This window comes from Oceanobacillus neutriphilus, from assembly GCF_014645515.1.
In the GTDB taxonomy this organism is placed as follows: domain Bacteria; phylum Bacillota; class Bacilli; order Bacillales; family Amphibacillaceae; genus Oceanobacillus; species Oceanobacillus neutriphilus.
The window spans coordinates 213,662-237,113 of record NZ_BMLW01000004.1 but is presented as its reverse complement, the minus strand read 5'-3'; the positions used below and the strand labels follow the sequence as shown (position 1 = coordinate 237,113).

The 23,452-nt window shown below is 38.0% G+C and carries 22 protein-coding genes; 14 read left to right on the top strand and 8 right to left on the bottom strand.

Features of this window, described 5'->3' with window-relative positions:
* The first annotated feature begins 116 nt into the window (after positions 1-116).
* On the top strand, positions 117-893 hold the full coding sequence (locus tag IEX29_RS08405) for a MurR/RpiR family transcriptional regulator (protein WP_188734017.1): 777 nt from the start codon (positions 117-119) through the stop codon (positions 891-893).
* 256 nt (positions 894-1,149) lie between these two features.
* Here the strand turns inward: IEX29_RS08405 and IEX29_RS08400 are convergent, their stop codons facing one another.
* Positions 1,150-1,440: a hypothetical protein gene (locus IEX29_RS08400; protein WP_188734016.1), complete on the bottom strand. Its 291-nt coding sequence runs from the start codon at positions 1,438-1,440 to the stop codon at positions 1,150-1,152.
* Positions 1,441-1,748: 308 nt separating this feature from the next.
* On the opposite strand from IEX29_RS08400, the gene IEX29_RS08395 reads away from it, so the two are divergent.
* Together IEX29_RS08395 and IEX29_RS08390 are read left to right on the top strand one after the other, a co-directional pair.
* Positions 1,749-2,057, top strand: coding sequence for a hypothetical protein (locus IEX29_RS08395; RefSeq protein ID WP_188734015.1), 309 nt, complete (start codon positions 1,749-1,751; stop codon positions 2,055-2,057).
* A 145-nt stretch (positions 2,058-2,202) separates the two neighbouring features.
* Positions 2,203-2,958 (top strand): hypothetical protein, encoded by a 756-nt coding sequence (locus IEX29_RS08390; RefSeq protein WP_188734014.1) that lies wholly within the window; start codon positions 2,203-2,205, stop codon positions 2,956-2,958.
* Positions 2,959-3,037: 79 nt separating this feature from the next.
* Here the strand turns inward: IEX29_RS08390 and IEX29_RS08385 are convergent, their stop codons facing one another.
* Together IEX29_RS08385 and IEX29_RS08380 are read right to left on the bottom strand one after the other, a co-directional pair.
* Positions 3,038-3,490: a DUF2269 family protein gene (locus tag IEX29_RS08385; protein WP_188734013.1), complete on the bottom strand. Its 453-nt coding sequence runs from the start codon at positions 3,488-3,490 to the stop codon at positions 3,038-3,040.
* 62 nt (positions 3,491-3,552) lie between these two features.
* A complete protein-coding gene (locus tag IEX29_RS08380; RefSeq protein WP_188734012.1) occupies positions 3,553-3,927 on the bottom strand; it encodes a YbaN family protein in 375 nt (124 codons plus the stop codon).
* A 264-nt stretch (positions 3,928-4,191) separates the two neighbouring features.
* Between IEX29_RS08380 and IEX29_RS08375 the strand changes: the two genes are divergently transcribed.
* From IEX29_RS08375 to IEX29_RS08365, 3 genes are all read left to right on the top strand, one after another.
* On the top strand, positions 4,192-6,096 hold the full coding sequence (locus tag IEX29_RS08375) for a BglG family transcription antiterminator (protein WP_188734011.1): 1,905 nt from the start codon (positions 4,192-4,194) through the stop codon (positions 6,094-6,096).
* Positions 6,097-6,384: 288 nt separating this feature from the next.
* Complete coding sequence (locus tag IEX29_RS08370; protein WP_188734010.1) at positions 6,385-7,800, top strand: glycoside hydrolase family 1 protein; 1,416 nt, start codon at positions 6,385-6,387, stop codon at positions 7,798-7,800.
* Positions 7,801-7,836: 36 nt separating this feature from the next.
* Positions 7,837-9,729 (top strand): beta-glucoside-specific PTS transporter subunit IIABC, encoded by a 1,893-nt coding sequence (locus IEX29_RS08365; protein ID WP_188734009.1) that lies wholly within the window; start codon positions 7,837-7,839, stop codon positions 9,727-9,729.
* 86 nt (positions 9,730-9,815) lie between these two features.
* On the opposite strand, the gene panD is transcribed toward IEX29_RS08365, so the two are convergent.
* From panD to panB, 3 genes are read right to left on the bottom strand one after another with little or no spacing between them, the layout of a single operon-like run.
* Positions 9,816-10,199 carry an aspartate 1-decarboxylase gene (gene panD, locus IEX29_RS08360; protein WP_188734008.1) on the bottom strand — a complete coding sequence of 128 codons (384 nt, stop codon included), beginning with the start codon at positions 10,197-10,199 and terminating at the stop codon, positions 9,816-9,818.
* Positions 10,192-11,052, bottom strand: a complete 861-nt coding sequence (gene panC, locus IEX29_RS08355; RefSeq protein ID WP_188734007.1) for a pantoate--beta-alanine ligase — start codon at positions 11,050-11,052, stop codon at positions 10,192-10,194. The genes panD and panC overlap by 8 nt, the downstream gene beginning before the upstream one ends.
* On the bottom strand, positions 11,049-11,861 hold the full coding sequence (gene panB / locus IEX29_RS08350; protein ID WP_373290656.1) for a 3-methyl-2-oxobutanoate hydroxymethyltransferase: 813 nt from the start codon (positions 11,859-11,861) through the stop codon (positions 11,049-11,051). The genes panC and panB overlap by 4 nt, the downstream gene beginning before the upstream one ends.
* Positions 11,862-11,965: 104 nt before the next feature.
* On the opposite strand from panB, the gene IEX29_RS08345 reads away from it, so the two are divergent.
* The 8 genes from IEX29_RS08345 (at position 11,966) to IEX29_RS08310 (ending at position 20,432) form a co-directional block, all read left to right on the top strand.
* A complete protein-coding gene (locus tag IEX29_RS08345) occupies positions 11,966-12,829 on the top strand; it encodes an oxidoreductase (protein ID WP_188734006.1) in 864 nt (287 codons plus the stop codon).
* 363 nt (positions 12,830-13,192) lie between these two features.
* Entirely contained in the window at positions 13,193-13,645 is a 453-nt protein-coding gene (locus tag IEX29_RS08340; protein WP_188734005.1) for a PTS sugar transporter subunit IIA, read from the top strand.
* A 3-nt stretch (positions 13,646-13,648) separates the two neighbouring features.
* A complete protein-coding gene (locus IEX29_RS08335) occupies positions 13,649-14,383 on the top strand; it encodes a sugar isomerase domain-containing protein (protein ID WP_188734004.1) in 735 nt (244 codons plus the stop codon).
* Positions 14,384-14,406: 23 nt separating this feature from the next.
* On the top strand, positions 14,407-14,682 hold the full coding sequence (locus IEX29_RS08330) for a PTS sugar transporter subunit IIB (RefSeq protein ID WP_188734003.1): 276 nt from the start codon (positions 14,407-14,409) through the stop codon (positions 14,680-14,682).
* 61 nt (positions 14,683-14,743) lie between these two features.
* Positions 14,744-16,096, top strand: a complete 1,353-nt coding sequence (gene ulaA, locus IEX29_RS08325; RefSeq protein ID WP_188734002.1) for a PTS ascorbate transporter subunit IIC — start codon at positions 14,744-14,746, stop codon at positions 16,094-16,096.
* Positions 16,097-16,191: 95 nt separating this feature from the next.
* Positions 16,192-17,556, top strand: coding sequence for a hypothetical protein (locus tag IEX29_RS08320; protein ID WP_188734001.1), 1,365 nt, complete (start codon positions 16,192-16,194; stop codon positions 17,554-17,556).
* A 221-nt stretch (positions 17,557-17,777) separates the two neighbouring features.
* Entirely contained in the window at positions 17,778-18,494 is a 717-nt protein-coding gene (locus IEX29_RS08315; protein WP_188734000.1) for a GntR family transcriptional regulator, read from the top strand.
* Positions 18,495-18,848: 354 nt separating this feature from the next.
* A complete protein-coding gene (locus tag IEX29_RS08310; RefSeq protein ID WP_188733999.1) occupies positions 18,849-20,432 on the top strand; it encodes a BCCT family transporter in 1,584 nt (527 codons plus the stop codon).
* Positions 20,433-20,552: 120 nt separating this feature from the next.
* Here IEX29_RS08310 and IEX29_RS08305 read toward each other — a convergent pair whose 3' ends face one another.
* Positions 20,553-22,049 (bottom strand): glycoside hydrolase family 32 protein, encoded by a 1,497-nt coding sequence (locus tag IEX29_RS08305; RefSeq protein ID WP_188733998.1) that lies wholly within the window; start codon positions 22,047-22,049, stop codon positions 20,553-20,555.
* A complete protein-coding gene (locus IEX29_RS08300) occupies positions 22,024-23,265 on the bottom strand; it encodes an MFS transporter (protein WP_188733997.1) in 1,242 nt (413 codons plus the stop codon). Before IEX29_RS08300 ends, IEX29_RS08305 begins: the two co-directional genes overlap by 26 nt.
* Positions 23,266-23,452 lie beyond the last annotated feature (187 nt).

Here is a 23,452-nt window from a genome sequence, read left to right as displayed (position 1 = left end):
TTCCTTCTTAAAGTATGGCACAGCGCGAAATGAAAATGTTTGCATTATATGTGTTATAGTTAGAAAATAGATGAAAAAGATTTCAACGTAGATTTCAAAATAAGCGGGTGTTTCGTATGAATTTCCAGCAGCGGATTCAGCATTACTATAATGAATTAAGCAGCAGCGACAAGCATTTATTAAATTATATTGAATCGCACTATTCGACGATGGGAGATATTTCAATTACTCAGTTGAGTGAGGAAGCAAATGTCTCTACTTCTACGATTGTCCGATGTATGAAAAAACTCCACTACCGGGGATTTACGGATTTTAAATTTCAATTTATCTCAGAGAAATCACAGCAGTTTCCGGGAGCGCTGGAGAAAATTAAAAATATCGATTCGCAAATTCAGTCGGCTATCTTTAAGAATCAGGAGGAAGTGACAAACACGTTAAATTATCTGGATTCCTCTCTGATAGAAGACGCATTAGTTGCTGTGAAATATAGTAAAAAAATTACGATATTCGCCAGAGGCTTTTCGGAGCATATTTCCAATGAGATGACGGTGAAGCTGCAGCTGCTTGATAAGCACTGTGAAGAGCATACAGATCCGAATATCATCCGTATTAAAGCGAAAAAGTTTACAAGGGATGATTTAGTTATCTTTGTTTCGTTGAACGGAGAGACAGAGGAGCTGGTGGAGGCTGCACAATTTTGTAAGCAAAATAACGTAAAAACAATTTTGCTTACCACGAATAAGGAAAGCAGTCTGTTTCAGCTGTGTGATATTAATCTGTTAGGTTATAAGTCGAAGCAGAGCTTTTTTCCTGATTATGAAGTGCGTTCACGGTTGCCGCTGCAGGTATTGGCAAGGATATTTCTGGATGCTTATGTGATTCGATTTAAGTAGGTTTTTGGGAGAGAAAGTATGATGCTTAACTTATTTGAACAAGCAAACGATATTTGAGGCTGGCGTGTTATCATGGTTATGCGATTTGCCACATATATTTTATCTGAGCAGGAAAAGTGGAAGGATAAAAAGCAGATAAATAAATAGGAATAAAGAATTGAATTTTCTTTCCTTGTCCATATCTTTTTAGGGCTTATAAAGAAAAGTATCCTAATGAAAACAGCATAATCCAAATAAGGATTACGCTGTTTTTCCTTTACATGAAAAAAGATACTATAAACCAGCATATATAGAAAATGATGGGAAGGATTGAAATAAGGACACCAATCCTTTTTAATTGAAATAAATAGTAAAAAGTTGCTCCAAAAGCCCAGACTGCAATAAGTAAAAAGAAGTTCAGACCAAAATTATCATTATCTCCCTCAGCAATAGCTCTCCCCGTGAAAAAGAAAGATAAGATGATGGTGAGAAATCCCGTTATGATGAAATAAAGCAGGGAGGAACGATTGTTGTATCTTCTTAATTTATTTTCAGAAGTTGACTTCATGAGAAACCCTCTCCTATTCAAGTAATTAATTAAATCTTTGTGCAAGAAGTTAAATGCTTTCCTATCTTTCATTGTATACCCTCTAAATATTCTCTGTAAATTGATTGCATTTCATTCACAATTGTACTTAAACAATATGAAGCTTGTGGAACGGGGCGAAACATAATTTGCAATCACGTCAATCCCCCTATTTTGTACAGGAGTTTCATCTGCTAAATAGAAAGTTGCTTTTTTGTTTAATAATCCTGTGTCAGGGAACATGACTTCTAAATAATATAAAGGACAAATTCTAAAATACGAGGTGCCATATGAGAAATAAAGCTCCTTTAACAGGTTATTCCCTCATCTTTCTCGGAGCGGCATTTATTATTGCAGATGCCGATGCACTGTTTAATATGTATTACCTTCATTATGTTTCTATCGTTGTTGGTATGGTCATTCTTTTGGCTTATTATTTAACAACCAGAAGTGAAAAGAATCTGCTTTGCAGAATAGGATTCCATAAGTTCGAGCATGTTGGCTGGGATAATGAAGTTCCATTTCGTCTTATTTATCGTTGTCAGCGATGCGAATATGTGAAAAGAGTAATAAGAAGCTCCGGTGGAGGAGGGATGTAATAGTTAAAGGTAATAGGTTAATGCATCCAATTAATGAAAGAGTGAATATATTACCGAATTTGGACTTATCATTTTGGTTTCTTGTTAAGGCTGTTTATTTTAATTTTTATCAGAATAATGAAAACTAAGAGAGGAGAGAAAATAAATGAAGAAATATATGCTGCTGATAACCATTCTTCTGGTATGCAGCATCTTGCTAGTGGCTTGTAATAGTGATAATGATGAAAATGCGGAAGATAATCAAAACAGCGGTGCCCAGGAAAATACAGACGAGAGCAATGATGAATCACAAAATGTAAACGATAATCAAAACAACGAAGATCAGGAAAATGGAAATGAGAATGATGACAACTCTGAAGAGGCTGATGGGGACAACAGACAAGAGCAGACTTCTGATAGCGGGGGCCCGTCAGAAATAGATGGGGATACGGAAGCAAATGAAGAAGATAATGATGGTACAGCTGAGGAATCTTATGAATCCTATGCCAATGCAAGATTTGGTTTTTCTGTTGAATATCCATCCACGTTTGGAGCTGACTATATGCCAGAAAATGGTGATGGCATTGAAGTTCATGATGATACAGCAACCATTATTGCGTCGGGAAGTCATTTTGGTCTTACGGAAGAAAGCAGCATACTTGCTAAAGAGGAGGAGTCAATTGAACCTTTTTATGAATATGCTCTTGCAGAGGCGAAAGAAGAAGGGGAATCAGTCAGTTATGAAAGACTGGAAGACGATTGGTATGTCATTTCTTATTTTGATGGAACAAATAATATTTATAAGAAGTCAATCTTAGCTGATGACTATATAGCTAATCTCTCAATTGAATATCCAGCAGATTTACAAGAAGAATACGAAACAATGGTGGAGCGGGTTTCTGAGACATTTCAGATACCTTAGTACAAGAGCATCATGTGTTGTGATGGCTTCTAAACCCGCAACACATGATGTTTTTCTTTTGGCAGTATAATCCTTAAACTCAAAAAGGCTTCGTAATCATCAAAGCAATAATAATTAAAAACCACGCATTAATCAGATGTTCATAGAAAAATAATCGCTTAGACAGTGTGAAATATTCTGCAGGGATGTCTTCTCCTTTATGTTCCTTCAATAAAGCTTTAATCGGCTTAGAGCTGGAAACTAATACAGTGGGACCGGACGCCAGAGCAAGCAAGAACAGAATTAAACTTGTAAGATACCATCCCTGCTGGAAAAGATACATATTCAAGAGTCCCATCCATAAACCGGTTACCAGCAGCAATGTACCGCCGATCATAACAAATTGATGCAGCTTGTTTCGCAGTGCATACGCGTGCCGCAGCTCTGTCATATTGGATGCTTTTTTAGCAATTGGGGTCATCACAAAACCGGGCCCCATCCCTAGAATAGCAGAAAATATATGTATAAATACGAGAACTTCATAAAATGTCATGTTTTAGCCTTCCTTCAAAATCAAATAGCATGCGTTCGTTTATGGCAATAAAGAGGCCATAGTTAGAAAGCATGCTTCTTAAGTGTTTTTTGTTTCAGGATAAACCATGTAAAGTAGGATCCAATCACTGCAAGCATAAGCTTCACGGCAACCAGCGGAATCACAAAAAAGATGGTAAATGATAAGGAAAGCCATAGAACGGATACAGCAGTAATTTTTACTTTTAACGGAATCCCTTTTCCTGCACGATAATTTTTAATATAAGAACCAAAATATTTATTTTCTAGCAGCCAATTGTATAATCTTTCGGAGCTTTTCGCGTAGCATGCTGCAGACAATAACAAAAATGGCGTCGTTGGTAACAGCGGTAAAATAATACCGATTATTCCCAGGCCAAGCGACAGGGATCCGCAGCTGATTAATAATGCCTTTTTCATTTCAACACCAACTTTAGCTTAGAATGAATGAAATGCACTCTTTCTCATGTGAAATCACTTCTATTTTACTATATAATTGCTGTCCATAAAGGAAAATTAAATGACTAATTTGTGTAGTTTTTGTATGCTGTTAACAGCTTTATGAAATGAACAGCCTGGGAGTTCTGTGTATATATCATAGGCTTGATAACAGATGAAAAGTTATAGAAGGAGTATAATAAGGCTATATTATTTTAAAAGCAGAAAGGAAAGAAGGGTTAGGGGATGTTCAATAAACGACAAAAAATTATCTTGTCCTATATTCTGTATACCAATATGCCGATAAAGCTTGATCTGCTCGCTGACATGCTGCAGGTTTCTATTCGCACCATCCGGATGGAACTGGAAAATATAAATCTCCTTCTTTCTGAAACAGGAGCGCAGGTACACATTACAAAGAAGAGTCAATGTTATATAGAGCATGAGGAAGAAGAAACAATTAAAAAGTTATTAGTAAATCCAATATTTGTGGATAAAAACAATATAGAGAATCATGTCATTTGGGACAGGATTTATACAATTATGGGGATGCTTTGCTTTGAATCAGATTATGTAAGTATGGAAGAGCTTGCCGACAGGCTCTATGTCTCCAAATCAACGATTAACCTGGATGTAACGGAGATTAAGAAAATCATTAACAGAATGTCCGGTACCCGTTTTATTGTTTCCAGTACGAAGGGTCTGAAATTTGAAGGAAATGAAGAGGGGATCCGTTACTTTTTGGCTAAGATGGTCCTTCAAGGATTAAATTTGGAGAAGACGTTACAATATGTATTTCCAGAAATGGATTTTTGTATATTTGAAATATATTCTCAAATGAATAAGATGTTAAAAAAAGCTATCGTGAAATATCAGTTTATCATTTCTGGAAAGGCATTTGGATTGGTAAGTGCCGGTCTTTTAATAACTGCCATTCGGAATCAGTTAGGGTATCATTTTGCAGATAATCAAACAGATGTGCCGCTTTCGCCTATGATGAAACGGTTAGAGGAGCAATTGAAATCGGGGATGGCGACGACAGCTTTTACAAATGCAGATTTGACCTATATACAACAATTTATCATGGAACAAAACCATCTTTATCCTTACACAAATGAGAATTGGGATGCAGCAGACCAGAAAATTGTATCGCTATTCACTCATGTAGTAAAAGAGTTCTTTCAGGTCGATCTCATAAAGTATCCTGACTTCGAGAATAATTTTCTGTTCTATATTAATCAATTAAATCAACGGGCAAAAAATGGTCATGACTATACTAATTTTAATAAACGGCAAATTAATCGAATGTTTCCGATGTCGGCCAGCATTGTAGCTTTTTGTCAGCCATTCTTGCAGGATATGGAAATGACATACTCGGACGCAGAACTGGCTTATATTACGCTTTTCCTGGGCAACTTATTGGAAACAGAAGAGCCGCCCTTAAAGCTATTACTTATTTCAGATGAACATACAGCACTTGTGAATTGGATTGTCTCTGAAATTGTGCGTCTAATGGGGTCCTCTGTCCAGATTGTCAATGCAATACCGACTTATTTATTTGAAGAAAAAGATGGCTTATTTTTAAATGATGTGGATGTGATTTTAACAACCGAGCAAATTCATGTAAGTCATAGCCGAAATATTATTTTCATTCAGTCCTTGTTTGGGAAAACGGAGCAGAGTTTTTTACAATCGCTTCTGGATGATTACTTAAATCAGTCTAAAATGAAAAGACTGAGAGAGATGGAAAGTATAGCTGTTGGGCAGGATCACTTCCTTCAGATTCCTGAAAGTCTGAAGGAGTTCGATGACTATGTACATTATCTTCTCGAGCAATCCGGATATGAGAAAATGCTGGATAATGGAGTGATGATGGATAATCATTTTATACCCAATGATACGAAAACAGCATATATTTCTTTTATGGAAGAGCGGCCGGGCCAGTCAAGGATTATCATTGGTAAATTGCCAAAGAGTATAACTTACAGGAATAAAACAATTCATACCATTGTTATCTCGTTCTACTATAAAGATGATTATGCTTTATCCCGTTCCTACTATCAATGTATCCGTTTTTTAATGGAGCCAAATCAGAGTAACCAATTAGGAAGGGTTAAGGATTACCAAGATTTCAAGAAGATATTTGATTAATAGAGACCATTTAGTTTTTTTATCGATTTTCAGTTAAAAAAACTAAATGGTCTTTTTGTGTGCTTGCTATTATCTTAGAACTATAAAGAAGTTCACTTGGAAACATCCGTATAGTTAAATGATTTATGGTGTTTTGAAAGCGGATAAAGCCGGTATGTTATGGAATCAATCGTGCATGCTATAAAAATGGCAATTTGTAAAAGTTTGATTCATCTTTCCCGGTCTATTTACTTTGCTGGAGACTTCTAAATCAATAAATACTTATTCACAATAGGGAGGAATTTATCAATGGAATATAAAGCATATACTTCTTTTGATCCGGATTTTCTATGGGGCGCTGCGACAGCATCCTTTCAGGTAGAAGGAGCAGTTGAAGAAGATGGAAAAGGACTCTCAGTCATCGATGTAATGCCAAAGAATCCTGCTATAACAGATTTTTCTGTTGCTGTGGATCATTATCATCATATAGAGGAAGACGTTGCCCTCATGGCAGAATTAGGTTTGAAGGTTTACCGTTTCTCCATTGCCTGGACACGCATTTTTCCAAATGGGAATGGGGAGGTCAATCAAGCTGGAGTAGATTTTTACAATCGATTAATTGATGCCTTGATAAAACATCAAATTGAGCCGTTAGTGACTATATACCATTTTGATTATCCGCAAAGTCTTGTCGAGCAATACGGAGGATGGATTTCCAGAGAAAGTATTGAAGATTACCGGGCCTATGCAGAGTTTTTATTTAAAACATATGGGGACCGCGTCAAATACTGGCTGACAATTAATGAACAGGATCATGTTGTGCGTATCCCGTCGCGTCTGGGATTAACCGGCGAGGATCATTATGAACAGCTGAGGCTCGGATATCAGGCAAATCACCATATGTGTGTGGCAACTGCGTTGACTATTAAAACGTTCCACGAGTTGGGGATGGAAGGAAAGATTGGTCCTGCTGTTTCTTATTCTATGGTACATCCTGCAAGTTCTCATCCAGATGATATTCTTGCGAGCAAAGACGCCATGTTAATTAAACACAATTATCTAATGGATTTACATTGCTATGGAGAATATAGCTACAGCTTTCAAAGATATTTGGAGGAGAGAAATTTTACTCCAGCAATAGAGGAAGGCGATTTGGAATTAATGAAGCAATATCCTCCTACGATGCTGGGAGTAAACTATTACTTCTCTGAAGCGGTTCGCGCGTTTCCTGCTACAGAAGAATTTCCGATCGGTTACCAAAAGAAATCGCTTCTTCCGGAAGCAGAGGCTGGAGTTTTCGAGGTTGTTAAGAATGAAAATCTGGCTGCAACAGACTGGGGCTGGGAAATTGATCCTGTCGGGCTGCGATTGACATTACGGGAGCTTTACGATCGTTATAAGCTGCCAATGATTATTACGGAAAACGGCATTGGTGCCTACGATAAATTAGAAGAAGGTGACATGATCCGGGACGATTACCGGATTTCTTATTTGAGAGAGCATATTAAACAGGTAAAGCTTGCAATTAATGATGGAGTACCAATGTTAGGATACTGTGCATGGTCATTTATGGATCTGGTCAGCGGCCGGAATGGTATGGAGAAACGCTACGGTTTTGTTTATATTAATCGGGAAGATTTCGATTTTAAGGATATGCGGAGAATTAAAAAGGACAGCTTTCATTGGTATCAAAAGGTCATTGCTTCTAATGGCGAGGATTTGTAATTCTTAATAAATCATTCAAATAAAGGAGGATTTGGTATGAATCATCAGCAGTTGGCAAAGGATATTCTTTCTCTTGTTGGAGGAGAAGAAAATGTGGGAAGCGTTACCCACTGCTATACAAGATTACGCTTTAATTTAAAAAATAATGATTTAGCTGATAAAGAGAAGATTGAATCACTTGATGGCGTAATACGCGTCCAGATTCAGAGCGGGCAATTTCAAGTAGTTATCGGTAATGAGGTTGGAAAAGTATACAAGGAAATAGAAAAGCAGGGTAATTTTGATAGCGGAGAGAGTGACAACTCTCACGCTGTACAAGAGCAGAAAAAAGGAAATATTATTGGCCGTTTCTTTGAAGTAATTGCCTCTATTTTCACCCCGATTATTCCGGCAATTGCCGGGGCGGGATTAGTTAAAGGGATTCTTGGTTTGGTTACTACATTGGAGTGGGCTCCTGCAGACAGTGATATCGTAGCTGTATTAAACATTGTCGCAGATGCAGTGTTCTACTTCCTGCCATTCTTTCTTGCTGTATCAGCTGCCAGGAAGTTTAAAACGAATGAATTTATTGCACTTGCATTAGCTGGCGGGTTAATGTATCCAACCTTGATTGAAGGAGCTAAAGCAATTGCTGAAGGCGGAGCAGAAGGGATGGCGTTATTTGGTATCCCGCTTCCATTTATAAATTACAGCTCCACTGTTATTCCCATTATTATTTCTGTATGGCTATTAAGCTACGTATACAAATGGGTGGATGCTATTATGCCAAGTGCGGTCCGAATTATTTTCACCCCGACGATTGTATTACTCATTATGATTCCTTTTGAGCTGGTTGCAATTGGTCCGCTTGGATCGTATCTCGGTATCGGATTAGCAGATGGCATTACCTGGCTATTTGAACACGCTGGTATTCTCGCAGGGGGAATTCTGGGTGCAACACGTCCACTGTTAGTTATTGTCGGAATGCATTATGGATTAATGCCAATCGCGATACAAAATATTGCTGTTCTTGGTTTTGACTATTTGGTTCCAGTATTTCTTATGGCGAATATGGGGCAGGCAGCTGCTGCTCTTGCGGTGTTTATGAAGACCAAAAATAAAGATTTGAAAACAATAGCTGCTTCCTCTACGGTTTCTGCATTCCTTGGAATAACGGAGCCTGCTATGTACGGGGTAAACCTGCGGCTGAAGAAACCGTTTATTGCAGCATTAATTGGGTCCGGTATCGGAGGAGCCTTTATAACAGGGTTCGGCGTAACCGCATCTGCTTTCGTGTTACCAGGTTTAACAAGTCTGCCCGTGTTTAGCGGTCCGAAATTTATCTATTTGATTATTGGATTAATCATTACAATAGCAGTTACAATGGTACTTACCTTTGTACTGGGATTTAAAGATATGGAAAGTAAAAATGAAAAGAAAGAAGTAAAGGAAACTCCAGCTGTTAAAGATGAACAGCAGCCTGCAACCAAAGAAACAGCTGTAAACAGTCCGCTGGAAGGGAATATTATTCCGCTTCAAGAGGTAAGTGATCCAACCTTTGCAGAAGGTCTTTTAGGGAAAGGAATAGCTGTGGAACCAGACAAAGGGGAAGTTATTGCTCCCTTTAACGGGTCCATAGAATCGCTGTTTCCAACCAGGCATGCGATTGGTTTACGTTCAGAACAAGGTTTGGAGTTATTAATTCATATCGGTCTGGATACAGTAAATCTCGAAGGAAAGTATTTCGAAGCGCATGTAGAGCAGGGTCAAGCTGTCAAACAAGGAGATGTGCTTATTACGTTTGATATTGAAAAAATTAAGAGCGCTGGATATCCGACAGTTACCCCTGTTATTGTAACAAACAGTGCTGATTATCAGGATGTACTTGCTAATGATCAAACGGGTCAGATTAAGCAGGACGAATGGCTTTTAAAAGCAGTAAAGGAGTAATTTAGCGATAATAAATTTAAGTAAAAAAAACGTGCTGCATACCATATCACAATGCAGCACGTTTTATTTACTTTGTTTTTTTTAACCTAAAAAACAAGCTGATTTTCCTTCTCCTGAATCAATTCCACAATTTCATTCTTCTCATTCATCACAGCAACCTTTGGCACATGCTTTTTAACTTCTTCCTGGTTTAACTGTACATAAGAAATAATGATAATGATATCATCGATTTGTACCAGCCTGGCAGCTGCACCGTTCAGACAGATTTTACCGCTTCCGCGTTCTCCTGCAATCACATAGGTTTCCAGACGTGCGCCATTGTTGTTGTTCACAATAGCAACTTTTTCATTTGGCAATATATCGACGGCATCTAAAATATCGGCATCAATCGTGATGCTGCCAACATAATTTAAGTTAGCCTCTGTCACTCGCGCACGGTGAATCTTGCCGTTCATCATTGTTCTAATCATGATTGTCTCCTTTAATAATGATATTATCAATTAGTCTGGCTTTGGAAAATTTCACAGCCAGAGATATAAAAATTTGACCAGCGATCTGTGGCTGCTCCACCAGCTCCGGATAGCTGTAAACAGCGATATCCTCTACGCTTCCAGAAGTGTTTTGGGTAAGGTGCTCATTAATTATATTAATCAAAACAGCGCTGTTTCTTTCCCCGGCATCGTATCGCTCTTTTGCTTTAATCAGGCTTTGGTATAAATGGACTGCCTCCTGCCGCTCCTGTCCGGTTAAATAGACATTGCGTGAACTTTTGGCCAGACCATCTGCTTCCCTGATTGTATCAACCCCGATAATTTCAATGGGATGATTAAACTCTGCAACCATTCTTTCAATAATTGCAAGCTGCTGTGCATCCTTTTTTCCAAAATAAGCAAAATCGGGACGGATGATATTAAATAGTTTATTTACGACGGTAACAACACCGTCAAAATGGCCGGGGCGTTTGGCTCCTTCCAGTACTTCAGCCATACGGTTTACTTTTACCGAAAGAGCTAATGGTCTTGGATACATTTGCTCTACACTCGGATAGAAAACATAATCGGTTCCAAGTGCGTCCAATTTTTCCTGATCGCTGTCAATATCTCTTGGATAAGCATCGAAATCTTCATTCGGGCCAAATTGAAGCGGGTTTACAAATACGCTGACAACAGTGATGTCATTTTCTTTCAAAGAGGCCTTAACCATCGTTAAATGACCATCATGCAGGGCTCCCATTGTAGGGACAAGGCCAATTTGCTTTTGCTCTTTTTTTAATGCTCTTACTATATCTTTCATTTCTTGTACCGTTGTTATTCGTTGGGTCATGCGTCTACCTCATCCATAATTTGTTTCTTATACGTAAATTCAGGTGAAGGGAAGACGCCTGCTTTTACTTCCTCATGATAAGCTTTTAGTGCATCCACACCAGTTGTAAAGTCTCCGTAGCGTTTTACGAATTTCGGCTTACGGTCCACACCATAGTTTAACACGTCATGGTAAACAAGTACTTGCCCGTCGGTATCTGCTCCAGCGCCGATACCAATGACAGGAATGGATAAATTTCTGGAAATGGTGGCTGCAAGGTCACTTGGAATTGCTTCCAGGACAAGCATGACAGCTCCGCTTTGTTCGACCAGTTTTGCTTCTTCAATCAATGTCTCAGCTTCTTCTTTAGACGCTGCCTGTAGCTTATAGCCGGTAATGCCGAAGCTTTGAGGGGTCAAGCCCAGATGAGCGACGACCGGAATTCCATTCTGTGTGCATTTTTTAATTAAAGGAGCGGTATGTGCTCCCTCGATTTTCAGTGCATTGGCTTTTGTTTCCCGATATAATTCAACTGCATGCTGCATATCTATTTTTTCATCCACACCAGCTGCCCCAAATGGCATATCCACAACCATAAATGTATCATTTGCTCCCCGGCGTACAGCTTTGCCATGGTGTTTCATATCATCTAGTGTTACTTGAACGGTGCTATCATAACCAAGGACTGTCATGCCGAGTGAGTCTCCGACAAGGATAATATCCAGCCCGGCCTGCTCTGCCTGCTTGCCGCTCGGATAATCATATGCTGTGAGCATTGTTATTTTCTCTCCGTTATTTTTCATTTCCATGAAATCTTTAAGGAGTTTCACTTCTAAATCACCTACTATTTTTATTCTTCTTCTTATTATAAAATTATCTGTATAGATTCACAATGGCAAGTTATTAGCTTGAGGAAAAAGGTGGAGAAGCAGAAATGTATAAATTTGGAGTTATTGGACCCGGTGCAGTCGGTTCTGTCATCGGAGAATCCTTGCAAAACAGCGGATATCATGTGACTTTTATAGGCAGAAAAGAAGGAGATGTGTGTATTGAACGAGTAGATAAACCAGAAAATACCACTTTTCCTGTAGAAGCCATTTTTGAAGTGGATACGGTTTTTGACTATTTATTCATCACGGTGAAAGGAACACAATTGGAAGGGATTATGCCATATTTGGATAAGCTGACGCATGAAAGTACAGTTTGTATTCTTTGTCAGAATGGCTATGGACAGCTGGATAAATTCCAAATACCAGGTGATGTATATCAAGCTGTTGTTTATATTAGCGGGCAAAAGAAAGGAAATGTTGTCACGCATTTTCGTGATCGAATCTTGATTTTACCGGAGAATACAGTAACCAAAAAATTAACAGAAGTGGTTGCAGCAACTAATCTTGATATCCAATTACGAGCCAATTATCAGAATGAGATCTGGTATAAATTAATTGTTAATGTCGCGATTAACTCCGTAACAGCGCTCAGCAGAAATACGGCGCTTATTTTGCAGGAGGAAAAAGTACAGAACCTGTGTAAAAAGTTAATTCAAGAAGGAGTTGAAATTGCTGCTGCAGAGGGTGTATATTTCCAGGAAAAGATAACAGAGGAAATTATGCAGATCTATGCCGGGTATCCTTCTCAGATGGGAACAAGTATGTATTATGATATGATAAATGACCAGGCAATGGAAGTAGATTATATTCAAGGTTTTTTATATGCGAAAAGTAAAGAGCATGACCTTGATACACCTTGTTTGGATACGGTTTACAGTCTGCTTTTGGCAAGTGAGATGAAGGGTTAGTATATAGATGGTGTGTACAGTTTCTCTTTGTTCAGGAATGATAGTATAAAGAGAAACTGTATTTTTGCTGAAAAGTATTGTCATTATAGCAATCACCATTTTTGTGATATACGAACGAATCAAAAGTTACATGTGTTTCTGGGGAGTAATCTCAATAAAATGAAAAATAAGGGTTTACAAATAAAGCGGTTTCAATTAGAATATATTTAAATTGGTTATAACCAATAGCGATAATGATATAGCTTATAAGGATAAAGGTCTACTAGAAATTTAGAAGACCTTTTATAAATATCCAAATTGGTTATGTCAACATAACCAATTTGGATGAAATTTCTATACTTTATATAAGAAAGGAGGGAAAAGATGATTTATCAAGCGTTAAGCCAAAATACGATTCTATTAAATGAAAGCGCTGTCGATTGGAGGGAAGCAGCAAAAAAAGCCGGGGGACCGCTATTGGATAATCAATCTATTAAAAAAGAGTATATTGCGGATATGATAGAGTCTGTTCACGAGTTTGGTCCTTACATTGTAATCGCCCCGGGTATTGCGTTATTTCATGCACGACCCGAAGGAAATGTGAACGAAATTTGTTTAAGTTTACTTACACTTGAAAAGCCTGTTGAATTTGGAGCAGGTGATAAAGACCCGGTTGATTTATTATTTGCTCTGGGGGCTGTAGATCATGATTCTCATCTGCAATTAATGGCGGAATTGATGAAAATATTGAAGGATAGTCGACTAATCGAGAGAATCAGAACGGCAACAGATGCAAATAAAGTATTAGAAATGATTAAAAAGAAATTGGAGGAGTAGTCTATGTTATACAAACAATTTTTTTCAAAAGTAGAAGATATCTTAAAAGAAGTTTCACAGAAAGAAGAAAAGAATATTTTGGAGGCAGCTAAAATTATTGAAACATCGATAAAAGATAATGGGGTATTACACGTATTTGGTTGTGGTCATTCACAGATGTACGCAATGGAACTATTTTATCGTGCGGGAGGTTTAGTTCCGGTTAATGCAATTTTATCACCGCCGTTATCGTTGGCCCCTTCAGCTCCGTTAAGCACTTTTTCAGAAAGACAGGAAGGGCTGGCCAAGGTGATACTTAATAACGAAAATGTAGCATCACAAGATGTCATGTTAATTGTATCTACGTCTGGAAGAAACGCCACCCCGATTGAAATGGCTTTAGAAGCCAAAGAAAGAGGAATGAAAGTCATTGTATTAACATCAATGGCATTCACAGAAGAAGTGGAATCCAGACATAAAGACGGTAAAAAGCTCTATCAATTAGCTGACGTCGTACTGGATAATCATGGCGATGCCGGAGATGCCATTATGGAAGTTCATGGATTGGAAGCAAAATTCGGGCCTACATCATCAATTATTGGTTTTACTATCCTGCAAAGTGTTGTAGTCCAAGCAATTGATAATCTTGTCAAAAGTGGAGAGGCGCCTCCTGTATATGTCAGTTCCAATTTAGATCAAGGTGATCAAATAAATAGACAGCATATAGAAAAGTACCGGAATCGGTTAACTTGCTTATAAATCTATAAATGGAGGGATTCATAATGGAAATTATTACAGTATGTGGAATGGGATTTGGAACGAGTTTAATGCTTAAAATGACAGTTGACGATATATTGGCAAAAGAAGGGATAAAAGCAGAAGTAAGTGCACTTGACGCTGGATCGGCGAAAGGAAGAACAGCAGATTTAATAATGGCTTCAGCGGATTTAGAATCAGCGCTGGAAGGAGTAGAGATAGATAAAATATATATTCACAACCTAACAGACGATGATGAAATAGAGAAAAAACTACTTAGTTATTTAAATCAAAAAGAGTAAGGGGAGTTCATTTTTAAACGATGCTGAAATAACTGATTTGCCAATATAAGGAGGTCAAAAAATGTTAAGGGCAATAGCGGAAATTTTAACAGTACCGGCCATTACTCTAGGTCTTGTAGCATTGCTCGGTTTATTATTGCAACGGAAAGAAGTTACAGAAGTTGTAAAAGGCACGATAAAAACGATTTTAGGTATACTCATTTTAGGGGCAGGCTCATCATTAATCGTTTCAAATTTAGCTCCTTTTGCAGCCATGTTTGAAGAAGCATTTAATTTAAAAGGAGTTGTTCCAGTAGATGAAGCCATTGTAGCAGCATTGGTTGACTCTGTAGCAGCCATTGGAAGAATGACATCTTTTATTTTATTATTTGGTTTTTTAACAAATGTTTTGTTGGCTCGTTTGACACCTTTTAAGTATATTTTTCTAACTGGTCATATGATGTGGATCTTGGCGGGGGCTCTGGCTTGGGGTTTCTATGATTTAGGTGTATCTGAAACAAATGGAATTATTTTTGGCTCATTGATTCATGGAATGACATTAGTGTTATTGCCAGCAATCGCACAACCCATTGTCCGGAAAATTACAGGTAACGATAAAGTAGCCTATGGGCATCTGACAACTACTGGAGTCGTGTTATCTGCTTTGGTTGGGAAGGCGGTAGGGGATAAAGCACATGATAGTGAATCGATTAAAATGCCGGAGAAATTAAGCTTTTTTAAAGATACTGCCGTTTCCGTATCCGTTGTTATGTTTGTGATTTATATTATTACTGCTTTATTTGCGGGTCCAGAAGTAGTAAATCCATTATCTGACGGACAGAACTACCTTGTGTTTAGCACACTAAATGCCCTGGGATTTGCTGCGGGAGTACTTGTTCTATTACAAGGTGTCAGAATGTTTCTTGGTGAAATTGTTCCCGCTTTCAGAGGAATTGCCTTAAAGCTTGTTCCTGGAGCCAAGCCTGCTCTGGATGTGCCAATTTTCTTTCCATATGCACCGAACGCGCTGATGTTAGGGTTCATCTTTTCCATTATAGGTATGGTCATTGGCATGTTTGTTTCCATTCTATTTGGCACAATTGTTCCTCTTCCATCAATTATTGGTGGATTCTTTACAGGAGGTATTGCAGGTATATTTGGGAATGCCTTGGGAGGCAGAAGAGGAGCGATGGTATCTGGATTTGTTTATGGTATTATCCTGACAATACCAGTTGCGCTTTTCTATCCTTTATTTGGGTTAGATGTTTATGGAGTAGAAGGTCTGGCCTTCCTGGTTCCAGATGGCATCATTGTCCTGGCACTAATCAAATTGTTCTTTACTTTGAAAATACCGATTCCAGGATTTATATTAGCAGTGATTGCATTAGTCCTATTAAGTATTTTTTATAAGAAGAAGCAGGCATCTATTGAATAGATAAGCTCAATTTGATTTGAATATACAGAGTTAACCTTTGACTGAATGCGCTTCTTTATAATAGATAAAAACTTTTTTAAGGAGGAGCAACATACATGATTCATAAACGAAAGATTTTCTTTATAGGGTTGGTATTTTTGCTGGGTTTCACTTTTATAGATATCAAAATTGCAGCTGCAGAAGAGGAAGATGGATGGAAGTTGATGTACCATGAAGATTTTCGAGATGTATTATCATTTGATGAGATACCATGGGAAATAGACAGTTATGGAGATAACAGTCCTTGGCATGTAGATCATTTAGATGATGATGGAGAATTTTTTCAAATTCAAGGTGGAACTGATTTTGAGAAGCAGTTGGAAAGCTTTGATTTATTGAGGAAGCGGGCTAGCTTTGGTGAAGATGGATGGCTGACAGCCGAGTTTGCAGTGCGGGATTATGATAAAGATGGTCATCCCGATACAGAGGCTTCTTTTACAAATGTGAGTCAGGATAATCAACAAGCTGCTGAACTGACTACCAGCTTTGATTCTGGTTTGATTATTCGTTCAACAGAAGCACTTCCATCTGAATATCGTGTAGAATATACCCTGAAAGGCATAGATTTTGGAGGGAAGCGAGATGGATCCTTTGATTATGATGACAAACACAATGGGTATACAATCGATGAGAGAAAATCGAATTTCCCTTGGAAGCGTCAGGGAGATTTCTCAGGGGAATCCAGTCATCTGAATACGAACTTCGGGGATGTTACGCAAGAAAATGGATATTATTTCTTGTCCATTATGGATTATGAAAATCCGGCTCCACATAATAATATTTTTATCCATAATCACCGTAAAGTAGGAATGGATGCATATAATGTTAGTTCTTCATGGAATAGTGGTTATGCTGTTTGTAATCCGCAAACTGGAGAATTATACAGCCAGGCGGACGAGCAAAGTTCCAATAATGCAATTAATGGAATCTTTTTTGCGGGCGATACATTTAGAGATGAATCTATTGGCTATAATTCGTTTATGTTTGAAACAGAATGTGGTTCATTCTATGATGATGATACAGAATACTCTATTATTTCTAATGCAGAAATACAGCCTGAGCTCATGCCGGAAGAATCTTATACATTCGCAATAGAACGTACAGATAACAGCTATGTAATGGAGATGTCAGGCAACTTCAAGCATGTTGGTCAGCAAACATTTAGATATGAAAGAGATTTTATTGAAGATGGAAGACCAATTTGGCATTATAATAATACACCTGAAGAATATAACGGGGAATTTAATTCTACACTGACCTTTGAAGGCCCTCATGGAAACTATTCTGTTGAACAATGGCCGGAGGATTCTGCTTATCCAGATTATTTTCTGTTAGGTATACCTCATATTAATTATTATGAAGGTTCTGCGGTAATAGACGATGTGAAGCTATTTGTTCCTGGGCAGAATGAGTTTGAATAATAGGGCGATTATAGATGGGAAGTAATAGCAGATAGAGACTGTCGGTGCTTCAGTTTTGGCTTATCAACTGCGATATTTTATTGGCTGTTGCTAAATAAGCCGTATATATCTATTCTTTCCTATGATATAATCGCAGTAATTTAGCAGTATTTGATTAACCTCCTTTATTCATGTATGTATTTCATGAATAAAGAATATATGTGCAGGGAAGATATAAAGCAATGGATAAAAATAATAGATTGCCTCTTTATTTACAATTAATGGAGGATTTAATAAAAAAAATAGATGAAAGTTATTATCTTGAAGGAGAGAGACTGCCTCCGGAACGGGAGCTATGTGAGATTTACAAATTAAGTAGAATCACTGTGCGTCAGGCTTTACAAGAATTAGAAAGAGAAGGATATATTTATAAGGTGCGTGGTGCAGGAACGTTTGTATCAGCGAAACGCTACAATCAGCATCTTGTAAAACTTTATAGTTTCACAGAAGAGATGAAAAAGAATGGAAAAGAGCCATCTACGGTTGTCTTGGATTTTGAAGAGGCAGTCGTAGATGAACGGCTGGCAAGTAAATTAAACATTTCTCCCTTTGAAATAGTTATTAAAGTGATCCGACTGCAGCTTGCGGATGATGAGCCCTTGCTTTATGAGACAACTTATTTACCGAAAAAGTTTTTTCCAAACCTCTCAAAAGAAGATTTAGAGTCAAGATCGATGTACCAAATTTTTATAGAGGACTATTCGCTTGGAGTTACAAAAGCAATTGAAAGCTTTAAGGCCACAACATTACGTGAAGAAGAAGCGAAGCATTTTCAATTACCTCCTAATCAGTCAGCCATGATGATTAAACGATATGCATATCATAATGAGTATCTGATTGGTTATACACTGGGAATTGCGCGTGGAGATAAGTTTGACTATACAGTAGAATTGACCTAGCTTTTTTTACGAGGGTAATATAAAGAAATAAATTATATAAGAATATGGAGTTAAAAGGAGATTCAGGCAAATATCAGATGAAAGATCTGATATTTGCCTGAATTCTTTTTTCTTTATTTTTGAAGTCATCCTGATTGTAACATAATCTCTTTTTTTGTGACTAACATGCCATATGAATAGTAAATGTAAAATTCAATCGCAGATGGTCCATCTATAAAAATATGTTGAATGGAGTGTCGTTTTACCTTTCCATGTTTTGTAATTTTGCTTCTGTGGTATTAGTAGATGTGAAAAACATAAGTCATATTCGTATCTATTTTTTCTAATCAGATAGCAGAGAAAGGAGAACTTAACATGGAAGCGCCTGGACGACAGAAGAAAAAAAGCTTAGTTGAGAAAAGCATTGTTATTCCTTCTATTGTGATTATAGCAATATTTAGTGCTCTATTTGCAATGTATACAAGCGAATCTAAGCAATTATTGGACAGTATTTTTAATACATTAGTAGATTCCTTTAAATGGGGTTATTTATGGTATGCCTTGCTTATCGTTATAGCTGCAGTGTATTTTTCATTTTCTAAATATGGGAAAGTAGTTTTGGGTGATCCGGCAAAGAAGCCAAGATACAACTTATTTGAATACGCATCTATTTTGATTGCAATGGGGCTTGGTTCAACAATTATGCGGACGGGTTTGACGCAATGGAGTGAAGTTGCGAATGATCCGCCGTTTGGATTGGAAGCAGGATCAATGGAAGCAATTCTTGCAGGGAATTCCTACAGTATGTTTTTATGGACCTTTCAGACCTTTGCCGTTTTTGTTATGGTAGCGCCAGCGATGGGATATCTATTATATGTCCGGAAAAAACCAAAAATGCGTATTTCAGAGGCGTGCCGTGTTATATTCGGCGACAGGTTTACAGATGGAATTGGCGGGATTATTCTTGATATTTTATTCTTAGTCAGCATTTTAGCCGGGGCCGCAGTGACATTAGGTCTTGGTACGCCGATTGTTACGTATAATCTGGCGGAAGTATTGAATATTAAGGTGACATTTCCTTTTACAGTAATTGTTACATTAGTATGGGTTTTAGGGTTTTCCATCAGTGCTTATGTAGGTATTGATAAAGGAATCAAACGGTTAAGTGCATTGAATATGTATCTTGCAGGAGCTTTTGCTCTCCTTATTCTTGTCATTGGGCCAGGAATCTTTATTATGAATTTCTTTTCTGATTCCGCACGATATTTAATCAATAATTATATGAACTTTTCTCTGTACACCAATTCACTTGACATGGAGGGAGGTACACATATTGAGAGTCATACCGTCTTTTGGTTTGCTTACAATGCAACCTGGGCGATGCTTCATGGTGTTTTTGCGGCAATTGTATCCAAAGGCAGAACGATTAAAGAAATGATTTTAACGTATCTATTGGCGCCTACGCTATTATCCTGGATTGCGACAGGCGTTCTGGGAGGGCTGAGTGTTCACAGGCAGGTGACAGATGCAGTGCCAGTGCTGGATATTGTTCAAAATCAAGGCTTGGAGCAATCGATTCCTGCTATTTTGAGCTCGTTGCCATTCCCGGCATTAACTATCATCTTATTTACGATTATTGCGACGGTTTTCTTAATTACTACATTAGATTCAACAACTTACACTGTAGCTACCTATATGTCCAATCAGGATATGACAAAATCTACGCCATATAAGTCGTTAAGAATTTTAGTGGCAGTTTTAATTACTATGCTTGCTCTAACGCTTATGAGTGTAGGAGGTCTTTCTCCACTGGAAGTGCTATCGGGATTGATGGGAATACCAATCATTATTATTCAGGTGCTAACGGTCTATGCTGCTAAAAAAATGATGGACGAGGACCGGGCCTGGATTAAAAATGTTCGAAAAGCAAGGTATTCTGCCGAGAAGCAGACCGATTGATAAGCGTGAATTGTCAGAGAAGACAGGGCGCGTAAAATTATGCCCATGAAATAAATAAAACGGATCTTTCATAAGCAGGAGCGGAATTAGTCCGCCCGTCATGAAAGATCCGTTTTTATTTTATGAAATCCCGGTATTTTTAAAAGACCAGATGTCAATATATTCTACTGTCGCTTCCATTCCTTCTGTGTATAACTCTATACCGTTGCTTGCGAGGTCTGGATAAATTCGTGTGGAGAGCGCTGCCTCACCATCATTCACGAATACCTCAACAGAGCATGTATCGACAAACACATGAAGTGTAATTTCGTTATTGTCAGTGCGCAAGGGCGCTTTATTAACAGCTTTATGTGAAAGTTCTCCTGCATGTGTTGTATCGACCATTACTTCATTTGTTGCCGGATCATAGGAAACGATTGTTTGCTCAGAACCATCCTCTGATTGACGTAGACGTAAGCCGACTTTTCCGTCTTTTTCGTTCTCAAGTAATGTCCATTTGCATTTTAATTCATAGCTGTGTTTGAAAGTCTTATTGGAATTAAGATCATAAGCGTCCTCTTTTGATAGCGCAAGTTTACCATAATGCTTATGGATATCCCGTAGTGCACGTAGTTCCTGAACTGGATGAGAGCATACGAACCCGTCTTCCCCCAATGTGAGCTCGCGGGGAATTGTCATAGCACCGGACCACTTATCCACTTTGGATGGGAATTCTGTAAAAGGGAAATCCATCCAGGCAATAAGGATACGTCGTCCTTTATCGTCCTCAAAAGTCTGTGCAGCATAGAAGTCGATTCCATAGTCAATTTCCCGCTGTGATTCGGGTGTGAAAATGCCCTTCTCATAATCCATGCTGCCTGTCATAACCGTACTTTTTCCATTATCTGTGTTCATTGGAGATGTTATCAATACATACTTATCTCCAAGCGGAAATAGATCTGGACATTCCCACATATCCCCTTGAGTGCCGTCACTTTTCGCAGCAATGCCTACATATTCCCATTCCGTCAGATTACTGGATTTGTATAGTGCAATTGCGCCATCATTATCTACGGCTGTTCCCACAACCATATACCAGAATTCCCCATGTTTCCATACTTTCGGATCCCGGAATTCATTGCTTAAGCCCTCGGGACTTTTGCTGATAACTGGATTTGCAGGATGTTTTGTGAAATGTATCCCATCTGTTGAAGTTGCAATAGCCTGCACTTCCTTATTTTCAATACCTTCTAAATGCCCAGTATAGATCAGTGTCATGACATCTCCGTTCATTACGGCAGAGCCTGAGAAACATCCCATCTCGTTCTTTGCTTCATCATACTCATAGTCTTCAGATGGGGCTAAAGCAACTGGTTCATGGTTCCAGTGAACGAGGTCTGTACTTGTGGCATGTCCCCAGTGCATCGGTCCCCAATGAAAGCTATATGGGTTGAACTGGTAAAATAAATGGTAAACCCCGTTATGTTGGATAAGACCATTAGGGTCGTTTATCCAGCCTACAGGAGCCATAAAATGATAGTTGAGACGATATGAAGCATCCTTTAACTCACCTTTTAAATTGGCCACTGATTGATTGGCGAGTGAAAGCTGTTCATTGTGTGTCTTCTGCTGGTTCATATTGAATATCCTCATTTCGTTTTGATTTGTGATTACTTAAGAAAAAGATAGCAGCAACTGTGAAAACATAGACAATTGCGCCAAGGACGAAAAATGTCGTTATAAAACCTGTGTTATCATAAAGCTTGCCAATTACAGATGAAAAGGCAATAACACCGATTTCGCCTGATATTTTAAAACCAATCAGGTAAATTGTAGCAGAAAGCCTCTGATCAAAATTAAGTGCAATATATTTAAAAATAGCAATGAGCAGGATAGGCAGTTCAATCCCGTGAAGCAGCTTGATTAATGAAATAGCAATCGTACTGTCAACCAGTGCAGAGCCTATTATACGGGTACCCATAATAACACCGGCCAAAATCAATGATTGCTTTGCTCCAACTTTATTAACAATAAATGGTGCAGCAAACAGCATAGCTGATTCAAGAAAAACCTGGAATGAATTTAAATATCCAAATACTTGATATCCCATGTCCGTATCAGTGAAATGCTGTGTGAAATAAACTGGAAACAGCTGAACATCATAAATCGTGTAAATACAAGCAGTTCCAAAAAGGAATAGAACAAAATACCAAAACTTTTTCACTTTGACAATGGAGACAATATCCTTTATACGTAAACTTGCTGTCTTATCTTCTTCTGTTTCATTTACATCGACTTTAAAGAAGCAGTTTAAAAGAAAGAAGCCAACCCCTGCAACGGAAGCAATCCAAAAATTAAGATGGGGATTAATGCTGAGCAGTAATCCTGCAGTTAGCGTAGCACATGCGTATCCAATGGAGCCCCACATTCTTGATGTTCCATATTCGAAGTTGAATTTCCGACTCAGTTTCTCGGCGTATGATTCAAGGAATGCAACCCCTGCGATGAAACCGGCACCAAAATAAAAACCGCCTAGAATAGCACCGATCGTAAAGTTTGACTGCAGGAGCGGTTCGTATACATAAATGATAAATGGTCCTGTTCCGATAAGGAAAATACTCTGAAACCAGATTAAATATTTTTTGGTGCCAATTTTATCCTGAATAACACCATATAGCAGCATAAATATCAATGAAAGGAATGAATTGATTGAAAAAACGGTTCCTGTCTGAGAGCCTGTTAAACCGAGTGTCCCGTTTAACCAAATGGAATAAAAAGACCACCAGATTGACCAAGTTATAAAGAAAAGAAACAGATAGCCGGATGAAAACCAGTAATTTTTATTTTTAAACATATGCATTGTTATCACCTATTCTCTAAATGTAGTAAAATAATATTATAAAAGGGATGGTTTACGGGTCGAAAAAAGTAACAAATAAAGCTGAAAAGTTTTTTAAAACCTCCTTTGTGAATATATCAAGAATACGTATTCACTAACGATGTTATTTATTATATTCCTTGAAAAATAGTAAGTCAATGAT